This window comes from Natronosalvus amylolyticus, assembly GCF_024298845.1.
Classification (GTDB): Archaea; Halobacteriota; Halobacteria; order Halobacteriales; family Natrialbaceae; genus Natronosalvus; species Natronosalvus amylolyticus.
Window position 1 is genome coordinate 329,073 of record NZ_CP101156.1, and the last position, 16,788, is coordinate 345,860.

Below are 16,788 nucleotides of genomic sequence, written 5' to 3' on the forward strand. Positions count from 1 at the left end.
CTGCCGGGAAATGGGGAGGTATGAGCGAACAACAGGGACGGTCGATCAGATGTCTCGTAGCTAAAGTCGGACTCGACGGACACGACCGTGGCGCTCACGTGATTGCTCGGGCGTTCCGTGATGCCGGCTTCGAAGTCATCTATTCGGGGCTACACAAAGCACCGGAGGACATCGTCCAGGCAGCTGTCCAGGAGGACGTCGACGTGCTCGGAATTTCGATTCTCTCCGGCGCACACAACACCCTCGTCCCCAAAATCATGGCCGGTCTCGAGGAGTACGGTGCGAAAGACGATACGCTGGTTCTCGTGGGTGGCGTGATTCCGGAAGAGGACAAACCGGGTCTGAAAGAGGAGGGCGTTGCTGCCGTCTTCGGGCCGGGGACCTCCATGGAAGAGACCATCGAATTCGTCCGCTCGAACGCCCCTGACAGATGAGCGAGGGACACGAGCAGTTACTCGAGGACCTTCTCGAGGGCAAACACCGGGCACTGGCGCGAGTCATCTCGAAGATCGAAAATCGAGCACCGGGCTATCGGGAGCTGGTGTCGTCGCTGTACGAACACACCGGCGATGCGAACGTCATCGGCATCACGGGGAGTCCCGGCGCCGGGAAATCGACGCTGGTGGACAAACTGGCTGAATCGTACCGCGAGCAGGGACAGACCGTCGGTGTTATCGCTATCGACCCGTCCTCGCCGTTTACCGGCGGTGCGGTCCTCGGCGACCGTATTCGGATGGCCTCGACTATCGGCGACATGGACGTTTTCGTCCGTTCGATGAGTGCTCGAGGCACGCTCGGAGGGCTCTCGACGGCGACGGCTGATGCAGTGAAAGCGATGGACGCCTTCGGAAAGGACACGATTATCATCGAGACCGTCGGTGCCGGACAGAACGAGATCGACATCGTTCGGACGGCCGACACGGTCGCGGTACTCGTCCCGCCCGGCTCTGGCGATTCGATTCAGACGCTGAAAGCAGGCATTCTCGAGATTGCAGACGTTTTCATCGTGAACAAGGCAGACCGACCGGGCGCGAATCGAACGGTTCAGGAACTTCTCGAGATGATCGAACTCGGCGAAGGTGGGCAACCGGCCAGCACGGGTCATCATGGCCCTGACGAGATGGCCGAAGTGACCGACTCGTCGTCGAGGGAAGGGGCACGGACCTGGACGCCGCCGGTCGTCGAAACCGTCGCGACCGAGGGAACCGGTGTCGGAGATGCCATCGACGAATTCGATGCACACAGGACGTATCTCGAGTCGTCCGGTAAACTCGCCGACCGCCAGCAGATGCGTTACGCGGAAGAAATCAGAACGCTGCTTCGCGAGGACGTGCACACGCTGCTCGAGCGAGAACTCGCGGCTGCTGGGGGTATCGATGCGCTAGCTGAAGCCGTCCGAACTGGTGCAACTGATCCTTACACCATCGCCGATACTGCACTCGACTCGGTCGAAACCTGTCTCGATGAACTCGAGTTAGACGGACTCGAGATCGCTTCGAAGTAAACCGTTCGATGTTCCCTTCGCAACTTTCGTATTCGTCTCTCATTCACGAGTCTGGATTTTGCCTGCGATGTGCGGTGATTCCAATGCGTATATTCGTGTCGCCAATCCGCACGGCTAAGAGTCTCGCCGTCTAACGTGGTGACATGAAGGTCCGAACACTCCTCGGCGCGACCGTCGGCGCTGTCGCTGGCGCAGCTATCGGGAACCGATTGTTGACCGCTCGAGCAGGGCCGCTGGAGAATCCCCTCCCCGGTGTCGAACATAGCTATCGCTGGCGCGGGATGAACGTCCAGTACACCGTCGCTGGCGAGCCTGACGCGCCGGACTTGCTGTTAGTCCACAGCGTCCATGCTGGTGCGAGCAGCCAGGAGTTCGCGTCCGTTATGGAGGAACTGGCCGAGTCGTATCGGGTCGTGGCGGTCGACCTTCCAGGGTTCGGTCGCTCCGACAGACCACCGCTCGTGTACTCGAGTGGGCTGTACGCCGAGTTCCTGCGCGATTTCAGCCGGGATGTAACTGACGAACCAATCGTTATCGCCTCTTCACTCTCCGGTTCTTTTGCTGTCGAAGCGTCAGATAACGCCGAGTTCGAGCAACTGGTACTGATCTGTCCCCTAGCCGATACCGGCGAGCAACGCCCCTGGGTTCGCACCCTGCTCCGGACGCCGGTCGTCGGCACGGCGCTATTTAACCTCCTCGCGAGTTCGCCGGCGATCCGGTACTTCTACGAGCGAGACGGCTACTACAACGCCAGTCGTATCGATCAGGAAGAGATCGAATACGCCTGGCGAAGTGCACACCAGCCTGGCGCGAAGTACGCCCCGGCGTCGTTCGCCTCCGGCATGCTCGACCCCGATTTCGACCTGGCGACCGAACTGGCGAGCCTCGAGATACCCGTCACCCTCGTCTGGGGCCGTGACGCCGAACTCGTTCCGCTCCGGGACGGACGGGAACTGGCAGAGGCGGCCAACCTCGAACTGGTAGTCATCGATTACGCGACGCAGTTGCCACACGGCGAGCATCCCGAGACGTTCCTCGAGTACGTCGAAGCCGAACTCCCTCGAGCGGATTCCTGAACTTCGGCTGTAATGCTCTCTAATACACCCGGTATTCACCACGTCACGACCATCGCGGCCACCGCCCAGGAAAACGTGGACTTTTATGCGTACACTCTGGGCATGCGCCTGGTGTGTCGAACGGTCAACTTCGAGGATATTCTGACACCACACCTGTATTACGGCGACGAGTCCGGGACACCCGGGACAGTTCTGACGAGCTTTCCCTACGGTGAAACTGACCCTGGCCGCGTGGGGACACCACAACCCACGGCGACCGCGTTCGTCGTTCCTCCCGGGTCGCTCTCGTATTGGCGAGACCGCCTCGAGGCCCAATCGGTCGAGGTTTCGGAGCCGAAAACCCGGTTCGACGAGCGCGTTCTCGAATGTACCGACCCCGATGGGACGCCGGTCGAACTCGTCACCGGGTCCTCGTCAGTCGACCCGTGGGATGGCGGGCCGGTTCCCGCGAATGTCGGAATTCGTGGGCTTCACGGCGTAACGCTGACGTCGGTGAACCCGTTTGCAACCGCGAGCGTCCTCGAGACGCTCGGATTCGACCGAGTTGGACAGGAGGATGACCGAATTCGGTACCGGGCAGACGGCGACCGAGCGACGATCGTCGACCTTCACGACCGCGACGTGCCGTTCGGCCGAGAAGGGCCGGGAACGATTCACCACGTCGCGGTGCGTGTCGACGGCGTCGACGCGCTGTATGCGTGGCACGACCTGTTTCGAGAGCGGGGCTACGAAACCTCCCGCGTCAAAGACAGACACGTCTTTCACTCGCTGTACGTTCGCGAACCGGGTGGTATCCTATTCGAACTCGCGACCGAATCCCCCGGACTACCCACGGAGGCAGCCGATGGCCACGAACTCTATCTTCCGGACCACTTCGAGGACGACCGGTCGTTGATCGAGAGCCAGTTCCCGCCGCTAGAGGTGCCCGGTTCGAGCCGATGAGCGAGGGGGATCAGTCACCGACGACCGACGGTGAGCAGTCTACACAGGTAGACGCCAATCGAGACCCCATTGGCCACGAGACACAGTCGATTCTGACAGCAGGAGCACCTGCTCGAGGGGCCGAAATTGCACTCGTGTTACTCCACGGGCGCGGTGCGACCGCGCAAGGCGTCATCAATCTGTTCGAGCCCCTGTACCGACACGGCCTCACGGTTCTCGCGCCCGAAGCGTACCGCGGACGCTGGTTCCCACGGAGTCCGACAGCGCCACTCGAGGCTAACGAACCCTGGCTTACCGCGAGCGTCGAACGGGTCGAAACCTGTCTCGAGCGGGTGCAACAAATAGGCGTTCCGCCTGAGAGAACGGTCGTCGTCGGTTTCTCCCAGGGAGCCTGTGTCGCGGCGACCTGGGCGGTTCGACACCCTCGACGCTACGGCGCAATTGGGGTCCTCTCCGGCGTGGTACCCGGTGCTGTGGAGGGGCGTGCCGACGCCGAACACGAGAAAACCCGCTCTCGGGAAGCGGTCGGTTCACTCGAGAACACGCCGGTGTACGTTGGATGTGGGGATGCCGACCCAAACCTTTCACTCGAACACGTCGAAGCCACCGCCGATACACTCGGTGAGGCGGGTGGCGCTGTCGACCTCGAAATCATACCCGGTGTGGGACATGCGGTTAGTGAGGAAGCGTTCGCGTGGCTCGAGTCCGTTATCGACCGTCTGAAAGAAACCGAAACCTGAGCGTTTTTCCCACCGTGTGCGTCGTCACAGCTTCTTGTCTCGGCCGCGTCGTCACATACCCATATCAGCAGCGGCGTCGGGAACCGGCACCTCGTGTGGAGCCACACCAAGCAACTCACCGACGTGGTCGAGTGCCATATCGAACCCGTAGTAGCGCTCGAGTTCGTCGCCCTCGATAGTCGGTCTAACTTTGAGCATGGCATACCCCTCGAGGTTCTGGGCGACGGCAGCCGTCTTGCCGTTCCCCTCGAACGCGAGCACTCGTTCGGCCTCCGTCTCGTGATAGGTTGCAGTGATATCGCCGTCCGTCACAACCCGCTCGTCGTCGGTCATGTGCCGTGGTTACGGCTGGGGGGTCTGGTAGCTGTCGGTTTCGGCCAGCGTCTCCCCCAAAGGAATCGACATTCCTAACCACTCGAGGCGATTCGATGTGAATAGCTGTGTGCGAGTCGGAACCGACTGTGACGTCCTACAAGCAACTGGCGAGTATCCGCTCAACCCGGTCGGTTGCCGGACGCTGGTCCGTGCTGGCTGCAACCTCGTTCCTGGGGTTCACCTACGCGTTTGCTGGCGTGTATGCCTGGCTTCTGGGAGCATCATTCGACCCGATCATCATCTCACCTGCCACGATTCCTGGTCCGCTCGAGATGGTCGCCCTCGTCATACTTGCCATCGTGCTCATCGCGATTCCTCACGAACTGCTTCACGGACTCGTCCTGACCGCCTTCGACGGAAAACCGGGCTACGGAGTGACGCTCGCCTACGGCGTCTTCCCGTATGCGTACGTCGAAACTCGCGGTAGTTACACCCGTAACCAGATGCTCGTCGTCCTCCTGACGCCGTTCGTCGTCATCTCCCTCGCTGGCTTGGCAACCGCTCTGGTCACACGCTCGTACTGGCCGCTGGTCCTCGCCGCGGCGAACGGGGCTGGGTCGACTGGTGACCTCTGGACAGCCTGTCGGCTTTTCGCTTACCCCTCGAGCGTCCGCGTTGGCCCAACGCAAACCGATGGGGGCGAGGCGTTCGGCATTTACGGGCGGGAAGAGGTGCTGCCAGACCGAACGCTCACCGCCATCGTAACCGGTGCAGTCGGTACGTTCACTGTCGTCGTCACTTCGCTGATCGCCCTCGTCTTCGTCTCGCTCGCCTTCGACTCCGGAACGGTCCACCTTGGCGACAGCGATAGCTGGTGGTTCCTGCTTCGCCACGAACGCCATCCATCGGGACAGGGAGCGGTACTCGAGGTCGGTTCCGTCGCTATTTCGGTCCTCTCGTTACTCGGTGGACTCGCGTGGGCGTTCCTCGAAGGAGTGGGCAACGAGTGAGGGTTCCGCGGAATCACCATCGGTCATCGAAGCCCTCTCTGGAGTGGTTTCCTAACCCTGTGTAGAGAGTTGATACCGAACGGTTCGCGTACGAATCCGTTCAATTGTTACCCTGGCGGCCGAACAGGTGCGTATGGGAAAGTGGCTACAAAGCGGACGACGTCGAGATATCTGTGTGTTACTCGCCGCCGAAGGGCCAGTACGTGGACAACAGCTGAAGTCCGCGCTCGAGGACCATTACGACGAGCGTCTCGAGCCACGCGCGTTTTACGGCTCGTTATCTGCGCTGGTCGATGCCGGTTTCGTCGAGAAACGCGTCGAAGGACTTCACGACGTGTATGCGCTGACCGACGCTGGTGAAAATCGTGTTCGGCGACACGGCGAGTGGATGCAGTCGTGTCTCGAGGGAGCAGGAGAGATGGACGACTCTTGACATCCTCCACACGACTGAAGTCGTGGGCTTTCTCCTTGTATTCTGTAACCGTTCAATATCGGTCGGAGAATGATCGCCACTCCAAAGAGCAGTGAATCTTACTGCATCAGCCGGTCGCCGATGGTGTTTCGCAGGATTTCGCTCGTCCCCTCGTAAATCTCGTTGAGTTTGGCGTCCCGGTAGAAGCGCTCGGCGGGGAAGTCTTTGGTGTAGCCGTAGCCGCCGTGGATTTGAATGCCCTCGTTGGCGACCTCGCGGGAGACTTCGCTGGCGTAGAGTTTGGCCTGCGCGGCTTCGGTGATGTAATCTTCGCCGCGTATTTTGTTGTCGGCTGCTTTGTGCATGAGAAGTTTTGCAGCCTGGATTTTGGTGTCCATGTCCGCGAGTTTGTGTTTGATCGACTGGAATTCGCCGATTGGCTGGCCGAACTGCTCGCGTTCGGTGGCGTAGTCTCGAGCCTCCTCGAACGCTGCTCGAGCGATACCGACGCCACGGGCGGCGATGGTGATGCGGCCGCCGTTGAGCGTTTTGAGTGCCTGAACGAACCCATTGCCCTCGTCGCCGAGCCGTCGGTCGGCCGGAATTCGAAGGTCGTCGAACCGAAGTTCGGCGGTCGGACAGCCTTTGTCACCCAGCTTTTCCTCCGTGCCCTCGACGTAGAACCCGTCGTCTTCCTCGGGACGCACGATGAACGAAGAGATGCCGCGGTTGCCCGCCTCTTCGTCGGTTTTGGCGAAGACGGTGACGGTATCGGCGACGGATCCGTTCGAAATCCAGAGTTTACTGCCGTTGATCACGTACTCGTCGGAGTCGCGTTCCGCGGTGGTCGTCATCGACGGCACGTCGCTTCCGGCACCGGCTTCAGAGAGGGCAAACGCACCGATGTCGGTCCCTTCGGCCAACGGCGTCAGGTACTCCGTTTTTTGTGCCTCGTTCCCGAATTCGTAGATCATGTTGCCCGCAAGCGAAATGTGAGCGGCGACGACCGTCCCGAGTCCGCCGGAGCCTCGAGCGATCTCTTCGATACCGATCGCATACGAGTGGTAATCGAGGCCTGCGCCACCGTACTCTTCGGGGAAAGGCATCCCCATCAGCCCGAGCTCGGCCATTTCGTCGACGATATCCTGGGGGAACTCGTCTTCGTGGTCGATCTCGCTCGCGACGGGGACGATCTCTTCGTCGACGAATTCAGCGACCATATCACGGATCTGGGCCTGTTCGGGCGAGTGGCTAAAGTCCATACCGGGATATACGGTGGACGGTTCTTTATTATTGTTATCGCGGGTCTCCGTCCCCCTCAACCTGTTCCGAATCAGACACTCGTACACAGTATCCGTCCGTAGGCAATCAAAAACTGGTTGGTCACATCGACCGGGACCGGGGTGTTTTTCCGGAATGAATACGAAAGGGTCTCATTAGATGACTCCCGGTCACACCTCCCCTACTACCGAAAGCGACCTCGAGTGGTGTTACGAGGCCGTTCACGGCGTTTCGCGGACTTTCTCCATTACCATCGATCGCCTCGAGGAACCGATGGCCAAACACATCTGTCTCGGCTACCTCTTGTGTCGGGTTGCTGATACAGTTGAAGATGCGGGTCATATCCCTCCGGACGAGCAAACATCCTTGCTCGAAACGTACGACGACGTTCTCGACCCTGAATCGGACGTGACAGCCGAGGACTTTCTGGAACAGGTCGAGCCCTGGCTGCCGGCCGAGCGGTCCGCCGACTGGAAAGTCGTCGCTCAGACACCACGTGTCGTCCGCACATTCGAAGCGCTCGAAGACGAACCGCGCGAGATTATGCGGGAGCCGGTGCGTGAACTGGTCGACGGCATGGCCATGTTCACCGACCGCTACGCCGAGGAGGGTGGACTGCGATTGCAGACGCTGGAAGAACTCGAGGAGTATTGCTGGTACGCCGCCGGGACGGTTGGCACGCTCATCACGGGACTGGTCGCCCGTGGAACGTCGCCGGACAAAGCCGAAGTGCTTCGGGAGAACGCCCGCGCGTTCGCGCTATTGTTGCAACTGGTAAACATCGCCAAAGACGTCGAGACGGACTATCACGAGGAGAACAACGTCTATCTACCGGCCGAGTGGCTCGAGGAAGAAGACGTGGCGATGGACGCCGTAACCGACGAATCGAACCAGCGGGGTGTGACCAACGTTATTCGCCGGGTGACGGGCCGAGCAGAGGGGTACCTCGATGGCGCACAACAGTATCTCGAGGTCGTGCCCGAACGCCACGGCAACACCCTTTCGGCATGGGCGATCCCGTATCTGCTCGCCGTAGGAACGCTCCGAGAACTTCGAGAGCGGCCGGAGGACGTCGTCGAAGAAGGTAACGTCAAGATCTCACGAGCGGAAGTGTTCGCCGTCATCCAGCACTTCGAGCAAGATGTCTCACGATCGGCGCTCGAGGAACTCCGCCTCGAGATGTCCGAAAAACCGTTGCACAAGTAATCACGCCGCCACAAACCGACGAACGAGCGTCGTGATCAGCGGCTGAGTAGTGGACTGCCTCGAGTCGGGGAGGGCTCGAGGGCGGTGCGGAAAGGACACCGGTTCTCAGGAGTACGCTTCAACAGCAATTTCGAGTTCGTGCTCAGGAGTCACGAGGATTTCGATTACCGCCTGTTGGGGGCCGAAACGGCTGTCGAGTTCGCCGATAAGGGCTTCGTTAGAGCGTACCAGCGTATCGTCCGCTGTCTTTGCGGACACACTGTATGGTTTCGGGTATTTGAGCCACGGGCCGTTGACGTGTTGTTCTGACCGCTCCTCTCCCTTCGGAGCGAGCCACTGTGTCGTCTCGGCTGTGCGCTCGAGATCAGTCCCGACGGTCAGTGCGAGTCGAACCGTTTCGGTCGTTTCGTTTCGACAGCGAAGCGAGCGAATCCGTAGCTCGTGGCGTCTCGAGTACCGATTCCAGGCGTAGGTTCCGGTCAGAAACGCCCCGACGCCACCGAGGCCGCCAGCGAGCACTGTTCGTCGACGCAGTCGCTTCGTGGAGGGCATAATCCTGGTTTCATCACCACGAAATATATAATTGTTGGATTTACAACAATGGTTCCTCGAGATCAGTGCCTTCCCACCGTGAACCCGTGGTAAAATCGTGTACTACCGTTCGATTTCAGTCAGTAGTCGACGCTTGAGAAGGGAGTAGCAATATATTACTCGTAGTCGTAGAACCCGCGACCGGTCTTCTTTCCGAGGTCGCCGGCTTCGACCTTTCGTTTGAGGAGATACGCCGGTTTGTACCGATCACCGAGTTCCTCGTACATGGTCTGGGAGGCGTGCAGACAGACGTCGAGGCCGATGTGGTCGGCGAGGGTGAGTGGACCCATCGGAACGTTCGTGCCGAGTTCCATGCCGGCATCTATGTCCTCCTTGCTCGCAACACCTTCGTCGTACGCCCGAATGCCCTCGTTGAGCCACGGCATCAGAATCCGGTTAGTGACGAATCCCGGTTTGTCGTCGGACTCCCAGGTGGTTTTCCCGAGGCCCTCGGCGATATCGTGCGCTAGGTCGGTCACGTCGTCGGTCGTTTTCTCGCCCACGACGATTTCGACGCCTTCCATAATCGGGACTGGATTCATGAAGTGTAAGCCAACGACCCGCTCAGGGTGCTCGAGCGGAGCGGCAATCGACGTTATCGAGAGCGTGCTGGTGTTCGTGGCGAGCACCACATCGGTCCCGCAGTGGGCCTCGAGGCCCTGGAAGATGTCCTGCTTGACGGCCATGTCTTCGACAGCGGCTTCGACGACGAGGTCGGCATCGCCGAGGTCCTCGAGAGCTGTCGTTCCGGTGATACGGCCGCGAATCGTTTCGGCCGATTCCTCGAGCGCATCCTTCCGCTCGAGACGAGCGAGGCTGTCCTCGATGGTATCGAATCCGTTTTCGACGTACTCCGGTTCGATGTCGCGCATGACGACGTCGTAGCCACGGGTTGCGGCGACCTGGGCGATGCCGCTTCCCATCGTGCCTGCACCGACGACGCCGATTCGCTCGATATCCTGACGTACCATATCTCGCGGTTTGTTGCAGGCGGTGGTAAACCTGCCGAAAGACCGTGTAAGATGGTGGCCAGGCCCAGGGAGGAGCAATCACTGAGGCGACACTATTCCCGGAGAGGGGGAACGTTCAAGGGGAGCCACTCCGAGATACGGATAGCATCGGTGAGGCCTGTGAGCAACGAAAACGTGATCGAATCGACCGACAGTACGGCGCCGGGACTCGAGGAGCCGGCCCGAGGTGCGCTCGAGGAAGCCGGTATCGAACCGTCAGTCGTCTCGAAAAAAGATTGCTCGTATCGGATGTTGCTCGATGCCGGTGTCGAGGAATCTGTCGCAGACACGCTTCGCCGTCAGTTTTCGCTCCCGTGGTCGTTCGAATCCGATGGCGATCTCGACCGTCGCTCCAGTGAAGTCCGTGGACTCGGTGCGGCAGAGCGAGAGTGGGTGGCTGCAAGCGCGGATTCGACCTGGCAGGCCTTCGAGTCTGCGTCCTCGAGGGCAGCCGAAACGGAGTCCGAACTGGATACCGAACGGCCCTGGCCGAAACCCACGCCGATTACGAAGGTTGCCGGCATCAGTCCGGAGAAGGCACAGACGCTGGCCAAAGCGGGTATCACGTCCGCCGAACGGTTGGCGACGATTCCGGCTCGAGACGTTGCCGCGGCGCTTGACCTCAACGTGTTGCACGTCAGGACGTGGCGACACAACGCGCGGGAACTGCTCAAGTAGCCCGGCAACTCCCCTCCAAACAGACGCCAAGTAGGTGATACGTACTCGAGACCGAGTGACAGCTACGTCAGCATAACACACGTTTGTACGCGTTTACCGGCCGAATTTACTACTCGAGAAAGTACTTTTTAGCTTACAAGATCGCCAGTGCTATATGTGGCGCTGTTGGACACCATATCAGATGCTCCCCATCGACGACACGCCAATCGTTCGCGACGGAAACGCCTTGATTCTCGCGATGGACCACGGTCTCGAGCACGGTCCGGTCGATTTCGAAGACGTGCCGGAAAAGCTCGACCCGGCTACGGTGTTCGAGACGGCAACTCACGATGCCGTTACCTGTATCGCCGTCCAGAAAGGGATCGCCGAAGGATACTACCCGAGTTACGAGGACGACGTAAACCTCCTCGTCAAACTCAACGGCACCTCCAACCTCTGGATGGGTGAACCCGACTCGTCGGTCAACTGTTCAGTCGAGTACGCAGCCGAAATCGGCGCTGATGCGGTCGGATTTACGCTCTATGGCGGTTCGAACCACGAAGTCGAAATGGCCGAAGAATTCCGCGAGATTCACGAAGCCGCTCGCGAGTACGACCTCCCGGTCGTCATGTGGTCGTACCCGCGTGGACAGGGTGTCAAAAACGACACCAAACCGAGTACGATCTCGTACGCGTCCCGTCTGGCACTCGAACTCGGGGCTGACATCGCGAAGGTCAAATACCCCGGCAGCCGCGATGCGATGGCACACGCGGTCAAATCCGCCGGCGACATGAAGGTCGTGATGAGTGGCGGTTCGAAGAAAGACGACCTCGAGTTCCTCTCGAGTGTCGAAGCAGTCATCGACGCGGGTGCAAACGGGCTTGCAGTCGGTCGAAACGTCTGGCAACGTCAGGACCCGTCTCGAATCCTCGACGCCCTCGAAAAAGTCATTTACGAGGGGGAAACGGCGGATGCCGCCCTCGGTGAGTGAGTATGGGGGCATCGGCTGCCCGGCGATCGGACGCCATCGAGTCCATCGTAAACGTCATCGCCCGATCTGCCGCTGAAATCAGGCAAGGCCTGGTCGGTCGTCGCGGTGCCGTTGAAGCCGAAAATCCAAGCGGTGAGGTACAGATGGAAGCGGACGTGTGGGCCGACGGCATCCTCCGGCGGCGACTATCGGCGATCGATGGCGTCGCCCAGTACGCGAGCGAGGAAGAACCAGACGTGTTCGAGTGCGGCGATATCGAGGAGGGATTCGCCGTCGCGGTCGACCCGCTCGATGGTTCGTCGAACCTGCAATCGAACAACACCATGGGAACCATCTTCGGCGTCTACGACCAGCCACTGCCAGCTCCCGGTCGGTCGCTGGTCACCGCAGGATTCGTCCTCTACGGTCCAATCATCACCATGGCGGTCGCCACCGAGGAGGGCGTCAGCGAGTACGAACTCTCCGGCGGGGAGCGGACGCTCATCACTGACGACCTCACGCTCCCCGGGGACCCCGTCGTCTTCGGGTTCGGCGGCCGCGCCCAGCACTGGCCACCCGCAATCGAATCGTACGTCGAGACGATTAGAACCGAACTCAAACTCCGCTACGGCGGGGCGATGATTGGGGACGTCAATCAGGTCCTCAGCTACGGCGGGATTTTTGCCTATCCAACCCTCGAGACCCACGAAAACGGCAAACTACGACTCCAGTTCGAAGGAAACCCGATCGGGTACGTCCTCGAGCAAGCCGGCGGTCGTTCTTCTGATGGCACCCAGTCGTTGCTCGACGTTGAAGCGACCGAGCTACACCAGCGAACGCCCGTGTACATCGGGTCGACAGAGTATGTGGACCGACTCGAGGCCACCCTCGAGTAACATCAGTTCGAGGGTTTTTCTCGAGCACCCGTCCATGGCACGGTAATGGAGACGTACACGAGGACACCGCCAAGCAACAGTAAATAGTACAACCAGCCAGGCCATCCCCTGGCGAGGACCAACAGCGTGACGAACAGCGTCCACAGTCCGAGGGCGAGCGCGTCGCCAAGCAATCGCCCGACGACGGTGATGGGCGCTCGGAATCGTTTCTTTCCACGAGCCGGGTCGCTCCGTGTGGTTGTACCGTTGGCGTTTTCCGATTCTGCGTTTTGTGAGCGTGTCATCGATCTCGATATGGGTTTCGGCGTCTGTGTTCGGTCTTCCTGGTTCTGGCTCGAGTCAGAAGTGCAGGCCGTGGCGATCGGTGAGGGCGTACGCGCTGATACCCCAGACGTAACTCTGTCCTGGCCACCAGGTACGCGCGTTGTTGAAGCCGGCGATAAGGACGCTCCCGTCGTCTGCCTGCTCGTCTCGGTGAAAGCTTACCGAGCCGCTGTCACCATCGGTCATGTCGGTTTCGGTCCCCCAGCGGAGCTGTCCGCGCCGGCAGGTTCGGCTGGTGAGACAGGAGACGGCATCGATTCCCTGAATCATGCCGCTCGTTTGACCGGTCATCGCACCGACCTTTTGTAGCGGTTCACTGCGAGCCACGAGGTCGGCCAGCCCAAACCGGGTGTACTGCCCACGAACCTCGTACGTAGACTTGCCTGCAATGACGCTACTCGGCTGGTGGAAGCCAGTCGGTTCGATAGTGGCGACGTCGGCTACCTCGTAACTGCCAGCGACACGCCCCAGTTCGCTTCGCTCGCCGTTTTCGAAGGGTAACGACACAGGACTTCCGAGGGTTTCGTCGGCCGCGTGGAAAGCGTGTTGGGCCGTCGAAAAGTAACGCGTGCGGCTTTCGGCGTCGTACAACGGTGCGCCAAGGGTTGCAATACTGTGTTCGGATTCACAGACGACGCCGGCCGGAACCGCTGGCTGTCCTGGGTTCCGTACGTAGCGTGGCTCGCCGACAGGCCGTTCTTCAGAAAAGTCGTCCGGATTGACCGACTCGATGTCGATCAGTATCCCATCGGCGAGTCGCTCGAGCGTCTCTCGAAGTTCGGTTGGATCGACCGATACCTCGACGGTGATTCGAGCACCCCCGGAATCGTAGGAACCTGGAACGACGGCACTTCCGAGATAGCCAGTAATCGTCGACCTGGCGAGCATCTCGTTGAGTTCGAACGCCTTTCTTACCCTCGCATACCAGGGTGCCGGGACGTTCCTCGTCCGCGGCTCGAGCGACCACGGGTCCTCCGGGTCCGATCGGACGACGGCGGTGACGACCGGGACCTCACCATTGTCAGCATCGAACACGTCGTCTACGCCCAGCCACCGAGCGAGACCGAGCGTGTATCCCGCGCCGACGAGCGTTCGCAGGACTTCGCGGCGGTCCATCCCGTATTCGAGGCGCTCGCGGACGGACGCCAGTCGCTGGTCGGTCGGCCTATCGGGTGAAGACGACATGAGAATCGGCGGGTGTCTCGAGTGGGTGCTGGATGCGGTTAGCTAATTCTCCCATACACCGACCGTTTCGGTCGAACGGTTCGATAATGCGTGATTGTGTACTCGAGACGGTGACACGAGGAGGACGATCAGGCGTGTGCAGCCGGCTACTAACCCGATTAGTCGAAACCGATGTGTGCCATCACAAAGGGAAAACGGTTTTGTCCCCCTCCTCGCAGAATTTGCCATGAACGTTCGTATCGGACCGGGTGCGTCCGAAGAAGAAGCGTCAGCCATCGCGACTGCGCTGGCAGAATACGTCGGTAACGAAGTACAGGTGTACGTCGGCGAGGCCGACGAGCCGACGGCAACCGTATCGCCGCCGGAGACGACCGACGAGGACGATACACCCGTCGAAAAAGGAGGCCTGGAACGGTCCGGAGCCGCCGAAGAACTGGGCCCAACCGACCGCGAGGAACGGTTGCTCGAGGAGATCGAGGAAATCTACGAGGGTGGACACGAGAAGTACAAAGCGCAGTTACCCGACGAAGGGAAACTGTTCGTACGCGATCGAATCGACCTCTGGTTCGACGGCGACGACAGTTCGTTCCTGTTTGAGGACGGCCGCTTCGCTGAGTTCGACGCCGACGACCGGTTGCCCGCCGACGCCCTGATCACGGGCGCGGCAACTTTTGATGGCCGGGACCTGCACTTCATGGCCAACGACTACACCGTCAAGCGCGGGTCGATGGCCGCGAAAGGCGTCGAGAAGTTCCTCCGGATGCAACAGCGTGCACTCAAGACCGGCCAGCCGGTGTTGTACCTGATGGATTCCTCTGGGGGACGAATCGACCAGCAAACGGGCTTTTTCGCCAACCGCGAGGGAATCGGCAAGTACTACTACAACCACTCGATGCTCTCGGGCCGCGTCCCACAGATCTGTGTCCTCTATGGCCCCTGCATCGCCGGCGCAGCTTACACGCCCGTATTCGCGGATTTCACCATCATGGTCGAAGGGATGTCTGCGATGGCGATTGCCTCTCCGCGGATGGTCCAGATGGTAACCGGCGAAGACATCAGCATGCAAGAACTCGGCGGGGCAACGGTTCACGCTCGAGAATCCGGTTCCGCCGACCTCGTCGCGAAAGACGAGGAACACGCTCGAGAACTCGTCGCACAACTCATCACGTACTTGCCCGACAACGCGGACGAAACGCCACCGATGACCGAGACCAAGCCGCCAGCACTCCCGCCAAAGGGTATCGACTCGATCATCCCACAGGAGCCAAACCGCGGCTACGATATGGTCGACCTGATCGACCGGATCGTCGACGCGAGCTCGTACTTCGAATTACGCCCGGAGTACGGCCAGGAAATCATCACGGCCTACGCTCGAATCGACGGTCGGCCGGTCGGCATCGTCGCCAACCAGCCAGCCCACCGGGCGGGTGCTATCTTCCCCGACGCCGCAGAGAAGGCCGCGGAATTCATCTGGAAGTCGGACGCGTTCAACATTCCATTACTCTATCTGTGTGACACGCCGGGATTCATGGCCGGCTCCCAGGTGGAAAAGGACGCCATCCTCGAGAAAGGCAAGAAGATGATCTACGCGACGTCGTCGGCCACGGTGCCGAAACAGACCGTCGTCGTCCGGAAAGCCTACGGCGCGGGAATTTACGCCATGGGTGGGCCTGCCTACGACCCCGAGAGCGTAATCGGCCTCCCCTCCGGTGAAATCGCCATCATGGGTCCGGAAGCGGCGATCAACGCCGTCTACGCCCGCAAACTCTCCGAGGTCGACGACCCCGACGAACGTGCCGAGATGGAAGCCGAACTGCGTGCAGAGTACCGCGAAGACATCGATATTCATCGAATGGCAAGTGAGGTCGTCATCGACGAAATCGTGCCACCGAGTTCGCTTCGTGAGGAACTCGCTGCGCGGTTTGCGTTCTACGAAGGGATCGAAAAGTCACTGCCGAGCAAAAAACACGGAACGATTCTGTGATGAACGCCGAAGACTCCCTCGCGTTGGCGAGTCTGGCTAGCACTCTCGCAAGACGACGTCGGGATAGGTGTGTAAATCGTTTCAGTGGCTACTATAGTTCGAGATGTCCGTCTCGAGGGAGGATGCAGTAGTGCCCTCGAGTACCCCGTAGGGGTCATTGGACGGTGCATACCCCTTTTGTATCCGTCCCTTACCACCGGTACAGACTCGCTATTGCTGGCATAACAATACGAGATTTTATCGAACCCTCGAACGCTCTCGGTGGCAGTCCTCGGTTCGACTCCGGGGGAGGGCGTATGGGTACCGACCAGGTGCGCTGGCACTTCCCGTTCACGGCCAGCGTCGAGGAAATGACCGACCTCGAGCGCTGGTTCTGGGTCGTCGTCGGTTTTTCCCTCGTCGGCGATATCGTCACGACGTTCGTCGGATTGCACCTCGGACTCACCGAATCGAACCCGATTGCACGGAACGCAATCGAGGGCTGGGGACTGCTTGGCATGCTTGCCCTGAAAGGATTCGCGGTTACGGTTGCATTGGTGTGTCGGGGTGTCCTCGAGCGACCGTATCGACCGATTATCCCTGCTGCACTGGCTATTCCCTGGCTCGCGGCCGTCGTGATCAACACGATTGCTATCGGGACGGTTCTCTTTTACTGAGTACTCTCAAGCGTCGACGTGTGAACCGT

At 60.2% G+C, this 16,788-nt stretch carries 19 protein-coding genes; 13 read left to right on the forward strand and 6 right to left on the reverse strand.

From position 1 onward, the window contains the following. Positions 1-20 precede the first annotated feature (20 nt). The 5 genes from NLK60_RS01645 (at position 21) to NLK60_RS01665 (ending at position 4,262) form a co-directional block, all read left to right on the forward strand. Complete coding sequence (locus NLK60_RS01645) at positions 21-434, forward strand: cobalamin B12-binding domain-containing protein (RefSeq protein WP_254809163.1); 414 nt, start codon at positions 21-23, stop codon at positions 432-434. Beyond that, the gene (gene meaB, locus NLK60_RS01650; RefSeq protein WP_254809164.1) at positions 431-1,504 is read left to right on the forward strand and encodes a methylmalonyl Co-A mutase-associated GTPase MeaB; all 1,074 of its coding nucleotides are present in this window, start codon (positions 431-433) and stop codon (positions 1,502-1,504) included. The genes NLK60_RS01645 and meaB overlap by 4 nt, the downstream gene beginning before the upstream one ends. 143 nt (positions 1,505-1,647) lie before the next feature. Next, positions 1,648-2,580 carry an alpha/beta fold hydrolase gene (locus tag NLK60_RS01655; protein ID WP_254809165.1) on the forward strand — a complete coding sequence of 311 codons (933 nt, stop codon included), beginning with the start codon at positions 1,648-1,650 and terminating at the stop codon, positions 2,578-2,580. 12 nt (positions 2,581-2,592) lie between these two features. Further along, a complete protein-coding gene (locus NLK60_RS01660; RefSeq protein ID WP_254809166.1) occupies positions 2,593-3,522 on the forward strand; it encodes a VOC family protein in 930 nt (309 codons plus the stop codon). Further along, a complete protein-coding gene (locus NLK60_RS01665) occupies positions 3,519-4,262 on the forward strand; it encodes an alpha/beta hydrolase (protein WP_254809167.1) in 744 nt (247 codons plus the stop codon). The genes NLK60_RS01660 and NLK60_RS01665 overlap by 4 nt, the downstream gene beginning before the upstream one ends. A gap of 51 nt (positions 4,263-4,313) precedes the next feature. On the opposite strand, the gene NLK60_RS01670 is transcribed toward NLK60_RS01665, so the two are convergent. Next, positions 4,314-4,595, reverse strand: a complete 282-nt coding sequence (locus NLK60_RS01670) for a DUF7111 family protein (RefSeq protein ID WP_254809168.1) — start codon at positions 4,593-4,595, stop codon at positions 4,314-4,316. A gap of 128 nt (positions 4,596-4,723) precedes the next feature. Here NLK60_RS01670 and NLK60_RS01675 point away from each other — a divergent pair, with 128 nt between their 5' ends. Together NLK60_RS01675 and NLK60_RS01680 are read left to right on the forward strand one after the other, a co-directional pair. After that, positions 4,724-5,587 (forward strand): DUF3267 domain-containing protein, encoded by an 864-nt coding sequence (locus tag NLK60_RS01675; RefSeq protein ID WP_254809169.1) that lies wholly within the window; start codon positions 4,724-4,726, stop codon positions 5,585-5,587. 133 nt (positions 5,588-5,720) lie between these two features. Continuing rightward, on the forward strand, positions 5,721-6,020 hold the full coding sequence (locus NLK60_RS01680) for a PadR family transcriptional regulator (RefSeq protein WP_254809170.1): 300 nt from the start codon (positions 5,721-5,723) through the stop codon (positions 6,018-6,020). Between the two features lie 98 nt (positions 6,021-6,118). Here the strand turns inward: NLK60_RS01680 and NLK60_RS01685 are convergent, their stop codons facing one another. After that, positions 6,119-7,261 carry an acyl-CoA dehydrogenase gene (locus tag NLK60_RS01685; RefSeq protein ID WP_254809171.1) on the reverse strand — a complete coding sequence of 381 codons (1,143 nt, stop codon included), beginning with the start codon at positions 7,259-7,261 and terminating at the stop codon, positions 6,119-6,121. Positions 7,262-7,439: 178 nt separating this feature from the next. Between NLK60_RS01685 and NLK60_RS01690 the strand changes: the two genes are divergently transcribed. Continuing rightward, entirely contained in the window at positions 7,440-8,486 is a 1,047-nt protein-coding gene (locus NLK60_RS01690; RefSeq protein ID WP_254809172.1) for a phytoene/squalene synthase family protein, read from the forward strand. Between the two features lie 105 nt (positions 8,487-8,591). Here the strand turns inward: NLK60_RS01690 and NLK60_RS01695 are convergent, their stop codons facing one another. After that, positions 8,592-9,038 carry a hypothetical protein gene (locus NLK60_RS01695; RefSeq protein ID WP_254809173.1) on the reverse strand — a complete coding sequence of 149 codons (447 nt, stop codon included), beginning with the start codon at positions 9,036-9,038 and terminating at the stop codon, positions 8,592-8,594. Positions 9,039-9,193: 155 nt separating this feature from the next. Next, positions 9,194-10,048, reverse strand: coding sequence for a 3-hydroxyacyl-CoA dehydrogenase family protein (locus NLK60_RS01700; protein WP_254809174.1), 855 nt, complete (start codon positions 10,046-10,048; stop codon positions 9,194-9,196). 159 nt (positions 10,049-10,207) lie between these two features. Here NLK60_RS01700 and NLK60_RS01705 point away from each other — a divergent pair, with 159 nt between their 5' ends. The 3 genes from NLK60_RS01705 to NLK60_RS01715 all read left to right on the forward strand — a co-directional run bounded on the left by NLK60_RS01705 (position 10,208) and on the right by NLK60_RS01715 (position 12,610). Further along, positions 10,208-10,765 carry a DUF7409 domain-containing protein gene (locus tag NLK60_RS01705; RefSeq protein WP_425499061.1) on the forward strand — a complete coding sequence of 186 codons (558 nt, stop codon included), beginning with the start codon at positions 10,208-10,210 and terminating at the stop codon, positions 10,763-10,765. 181 nt (positions 10,766-10,946) lie between these two features. Continuing rightward, entirely contained in the window at positions 10,947-11,735 is a 789-nt protein-coding gene (locus NLK60_RS01710; protein ID WP_254809175.1) for a class I fructose-bisphosphate aldolase, read from the forward strand. Between the two features lie 2 nt (positions 11,736-11,737). Then, the gene (locus NLK60_RS01715) at positions 11,738-12,610 is read left to right on the forward strand and encodes a class 1 fructose-bisphosphatase (protein ID WP_254809176.1); all 873 of its coding nucleotides are present in this window, start codon (positions 11,738-11,740) and stop codon (positions 12,608-12,610) included. 2 nt (positions 12,611-12,612) lie between these two features. Here the strand turns inward: NLK60_RS01715 and NLK60_RS01720 are convergent, their stop codons facing one another. Both NLK60_RS01720 and NLK60_RS01725 read right to left on the reverse strand, forming a co-directional pair. Beyond that, positions 12,613-12,894 carry a DUF8119 family protein gene (locus tag NLK60_RS01720; protein WP_254809177.1) on the reverse strand — a complete coding sequence of 94 codons (282 nt, stop codon included), beginning with the start codon at positions 12,892-12,894 and terminating at the stop codon, positions 12,613-12,615. Between the two features lie 55 nt (positions 12,895-12,949). Further along, positions 12,950-14,119 carry a hypothetical protein gene (locus tag NLK60_RS01725; RefSeq protein WP_254809178.1) on the reverse strand — a complete coding sequence of 390 codons (1,170 nt, stop codon included), beginning with the start codon at positions 14,117-14,119 and terminating at the stop codon, positions 12,950-12,952. A 226-nt stretch (positions 14,120-14,345) separates the two neighbouring features. On the opposite strand from NLK60_RS01725, the gene NLK60_RS01730 reads away from it, so the two are divergent. Continuing rightward, the gene (locus NLK60_RS01730; RefSeq protein ID WP_254809179.1) at positions 14,346-16,103 is read left to right on the forward strand and encodes an acyl-CoA carboxylase subunit beta; all 1,758 of its coding nucleotides are present in this window, start codon (positions 14,346-14,348) and stop codon (positions 16,101-16,103) included. Between the two features lie 296 nt (positions 16,104-16,399). After that, positions 16,400-16,759, forward strand: coding sequence for a DUF5658 family protein (locus NLK60_RS01735; protein ID WP_254809180.1), 360 nt, complete (start codon positions 16,400-16,402; stop codon positions 16,757-16,759). Positions 16,760-16,788: the final 29 nt, after the last annotated feature.

Coding starts and splice junctions, on each gene's coding strand:
- NLK60_RS01645 (WP_254809163.1), top strand. CDS start 21: ATGAGCGAACAACAGGGACGGTCGATCAGATGTCTCGTAGCTAAAGTC.
- meaB (WP_254809164.1), top strand. CDS start 431: ATGAGCGAGGGACACGAGCAGTTACTCGAGGACCTTCTCGAGGGCAAA.
- NLK60_RS01655 (WP_254809165.1), top strand. CDS start 1,648: ATGAAGGTCCGAACACTCCTCGGCGCGACCGTCGGCGCTGTCGCTGGC.
- NLK60_RS01660 (WP_254809166.1), top strand. CDS start 2,593: ATGCTCTCTAATACACCCGGTATTCACCACGTCACGACCATCGCGGCC.
- NLK60_RS01665 (WP_254809167.1), top strand. CDS start 3,519: ATGAGCGAGGGGGATCAGTCACCGACGACCGACGGTGAGCAGTCTACA.
- NLK60_RS01670 (WP_254809168.1), bottom strand. CDS start 4,595: ATGACCGACGACGAGCGGGTTGTGACGGACGGCGATATCACTGCAACC.
- NLK60_RS01680 (WP_254809170.1), top strand. CDS start 5,721: ATGGGAAAGTGGCTACAAAGCGGACGACGTCGAGATATCTGTGTGTTA.
- NLK60_RS01685 (WP_254809171.1), bottom strand. CDS start 7,261: ATGGACTTTAGCCACTCGCCCGAACAGGCCCAGATCCGTGATATGGTC.
- NLK60_RS01690 (WP_254809172.1), top strand. CDS start 7,440: ATGACTCCCGGTCACACCTCCCCTACTACCGAAAGCGACCTCGAGTGG.
- NLK60_RS01695 (WP_254809173.1), bottom strand. CDS start 9,038: ATGCCCTCCACGAAGCGACTGCGTCGACGAACAGTGCTCGCTGGCGGC.
- NLK60_RS01700 (WP_254809174.1), bottom strand. CDS start 10,048: ATGGTACGTCAGGATATCGAGCGAATCGGCGTCGTCGGTGCAGGCACG.
- NLK60_RS01710 (WP_254809175.1), top strand. CDS start 10,947: ATGCTCCCCATCGACGACACGCCAATCGTTCGCGACGGAAACGCCTTG.
- NLK60_RS01715 (WP_254809176.1), top strand. CDS start 11,738: ATGGGGGCATCGGCTGCCCGGCGATCGGACGCCATCGAGTCCATCGTA.
- NLK60_RS01720 (WP_254809177.1), bottom strand. CDS start 12,894: ATGACACGCTCACAAAACGCAGAATCGGAAAACGCCAACGGTACAACC.
- NLK60_RS01725 (WP_254809178.1), bottom strand. CDS start 14,119: ATGTCGTCTTCACCCGATAGGCCGACCGACCAGCGACTGGCGTCCGTC.
- NLK60_RS01730 (WP_254809179.1), top strand. CDS start 14,346: ATGAACGTTCGTATCGGACCGGGTGCGTCCGAAGAAGAAGCGTCAGCC.
- NLK60_RS01735 (WP_254809180.1), top strand. CDS start 16,400: ATGGGTACCGACCAGGTGCGCTGGCACTTCCCGTTCACGGCCAGCGTC.